At 56.0% G+C, this 3,162-nt stretch carries 2 protein-coding genes; both read right to left on the bottom strand.

What is annotated here, in order from left to right; all coding sequences use genetic code 11:
* Positions 1–1,531: ABC transporter substrate-binding protein (locus EOA27_RS29125; protein ID WP_127257840.1), on the bottom strand; the 1,531-nt coding region annotated here is incomplete at its 3' end.
* 940 nt (positions 1,532–2,471) lie between these two features.
* The coding region (locus EOA27_RS29110; RefSeq protein ID WP_127257838.1) for a succinylglutamate desuccinylase/aspartoacylase family protein at positions 2,472–3,162 on the bottom strand (691 nt) is incomplete at its 5' end.

Below are 3,162 nucleotides of genomic sequence, written 5' to 3'. Positions count from 1 at the left end.
AGATAAGACGAACCGCCTGCTCAACCAGCTCCTGGCTCTTTTTTAGGTCGACGGTGCGGTCGACTTCCGATAGGAGCCCGTCGAAGCCGCCATTTGTCCAGTACGACGTGTTGCCGGTGCCGATGTTCTTGCTGCTACCCATACTGAGCAGGTCGTGAGCCGAAGGAGACAACCAACTGCCTCTAACGAGCAGGTCCCATCCTCCACCGCCATTCGCCGGGGCTGCAGTGCGGGCGTTGAGCGCGCCGGAGTCGAACTGGGTCACCGAGACGGGTACGCCGATTTGTCCGAGCCAGCCTGCAATAAGCTGTACCGCCGCGATTGGTATCTCGAGCGAACCTGAGCTTGTCCCGGTAATCAGTCCGAGCTCGAAACTCTTTCCTTCCTTGTCCTCTCGAACGCCATCGCCATTCGTGTCCCGATATCCCGCGGCATCGAGCCGACGAGCCGCCTCCGCGAGATCGAAGTGGCGCTTGATATCGCTCAGATCCGAGTAGTAATCCGTCGCTGCCGGCATTACCAACCCTACCCCAGGATCAGCATGGCCGCGGTAAGCCCGATCCACGATAGCCTGCTGGTCGATCGCATAGCCGATTGCATCGCGGAACTTCGGATCCTGCAGGGCCTTGGTGCTACCGGCCCCCTTCCCCGATAGTGTATTGAAGGCCAAGAAATCGCGCTGCTCAACGCGCGATTGACCGGCGAGAATATTAGGATCTTTGGCAAGGTCAGCCCACTGCGCCACTGTCAGACTGACGCCGTAATCAAGGCTACCGCTCTTCAGCCCCTGGGCGATGGGATCGGCCGTAGCGAAGATCTGGAGGATCATGCCTGCCGTCCCAGGCTGTCCTGTACGGAAATGCGAATTTGGCGTGAAGCGGACAAACTGACCCTGCCGAAACTCGGCAACGATCATAGGCCCAGTGCCAACCAGCGGCGGGTCGTTGCGGAATGTGCTGCGCGCATCAGCGTAGCTGATGTTCTTCCAAATGTGCTCCGGGACAATCATCAAGTAATTATCGATCGGCCAGCGGGAGGGCTCCTTCGTCTTGATTTGCAGCGTCTCGTTGTCGACAGCCACTACGGACTCGACGGCTTTCAAACCATCAGTGTTATTCCAACCGACATTAAGCTCGTCAGGCTTGCCAATGGAATCGCGCAAGTAGTTATAAGTGAATGCCGCGTCACGAGCTGTGGCCGGGTGGCCGTCCGACCACTTCATGCCAGGCCATATCTTGAAGATCCATGTAAGGTTGTCATCGGCAACAGACCACTCCTTGGCAAATCCCTTCCGATCCGAGTGGCGCTGTGCGTCAACGCCAACCAAGAAGTCATAGGAAAAAACTAGCGGCAAGAATGAACCCCAAGTCGCAAAAGGGTTCATCGTGTCTGGGGCATTAATGACGCCAATGCGAACGATATGGTCGGCACAGGACGAGGCATGAGCCGTTGAGCGCATAGCCACATAGACAGCCGATCCCAAAAGAATTGCTTTCACGATGGCACGGCGACCAAGGGACCAATCATTCATTCTATCCCCCACCAAGCTCTGGTCACCCGGAAAACTCATTTTCTTCTCCCCTATTGCTCCCATTGACCGCCATTGGCCGGGATTTCTTTAGGCCCCACTCCGACGGGCTTGCACCTTCCGCCGCCCGTGAAGCGTGAGCCTTGTCACGCCTTATTCAGCAACGAAGGTTAATCGAACAATCAGTTTATTGCAATAGGACATTCCGAAAGATCACATGTCAAAACTCGTCCCTAAAAATCACGCGCTGGCGAGGCACTCATATTAGTAGACCCAGCGTGGTGTTCCAACAATGGTTTGTTTTCGTTAGAGAATTTTGGAACTAGTTCGCAAATCAACGAGTGACGCGTCCTAGTACAATTCCCATAACTCTGTGAGACACTGCTGGTAGAGCGTCATCTTCAGCGAACCGCGCAGGCATCCGTAATGGCGCGGACCGCCGTAAGCGTCTCGACGTTACGATCAGTCTCCGCATCGGGCCAGGAAGATAGCTTCACCTCCGCGAAGTCGGTTTCCGGGTCGATATAGATCCACTGGCCACCGTGTCCAACGCACATAAACGCTCGTCGCTCAGGATCCTCGATCCAGAATTGATTGCGATAAGCGCCTCTGGGAAGCTCAGTGCGATCACCGCCCTCGAGCAACTCATGATTGCCCTTTCGCGTCTCCTCGATCCATTCTGGAGGAACGATCTGCGCCCCGTGGAGCTTTCCTCGGCGCAGGTGTAGCAGAGCGAACCGGGCATAATCGCGAAGGGTCGCATTGATGGCGCACCGTGTCGCTTCTGTCCGGCGGGTGCGTGGAATCCACGCTTACCGGTCCGCGGAAAAAGATGGAGCTTGGCTGACCATGACGGAGGCTGCGAAGCTCTGGGCGTTACAAACCATAGGATACGCCGCCTCATGACGGGCGTGCTGCCTGCAGAGCAGGTCGGATCTAGTTTTTAGGGATTCAGCGGCCTAGCAAGGATCGCCACCTCTTCATTGACGTCCACATGCAATCCGGATCTTACAGCGCAAACGATAGACGTGGTAGGCGCGTGAATATCCACGGAGTCGACCGACAGAGAATCCATGGAATGCACAACGCCTATGACATCTCCCTGCTTCACTTCATCCAACACCGAACAGCGAGGTTCGAAGATGCCCCGCGCAGGCGATTTCAGACGGTCGGACAATAGCGTTTCAAGTGTCTGGCTGGACTTCTGTTGCCGGAAGGTCGGACACTCGGCTTTTCCCTCAACGAGTCCGAGCGCGATGAGCGCATTGCGTACCCCAGCTTCGTAGATCGCGAGAGCTTCGCAGCCAACAGTGCCACCACCAAGTTCAGCGCAAACGAATACCTTGCCCTGGTTTTGGGCCAAGATATCGAACATTCCAGGCGTATCTTCGGCTTCCCAGATTAATGTCATGGGAAACTTGAACGATTGTGCCATTTTGACCGTCTTGGCCATGAGATCAGCATCAGCAATGGGGTGCGTCGTGCTGATCGGTGCGGAATCGCACGTTGGTGACATGCTGTGTAGGTCAAATACGATCTCCGCCATTGGTAGCAACACGCGCGAAATCGCATCCGCGATGCGTTCGGTTACCGATCCGTCGGCGCTGCCGGGAAACACTCGATTGAGATTCTTC

Source organism: Mesorhizobium sp. M2A.F.Ca.ET.037.01.1.1, from assembly GCF_003998075.1.
GTDB lineage: Bacteria > Pseudomonadota > Alphaproteobacteria > Rhizobiales > Rhizobiaceae > Mesorhizobium.
The sequence above is the reverse complement of the archived record's forward strand: the minus strand, read 5'-3'. Positions and strand labels throughout refer to the sequence as shown.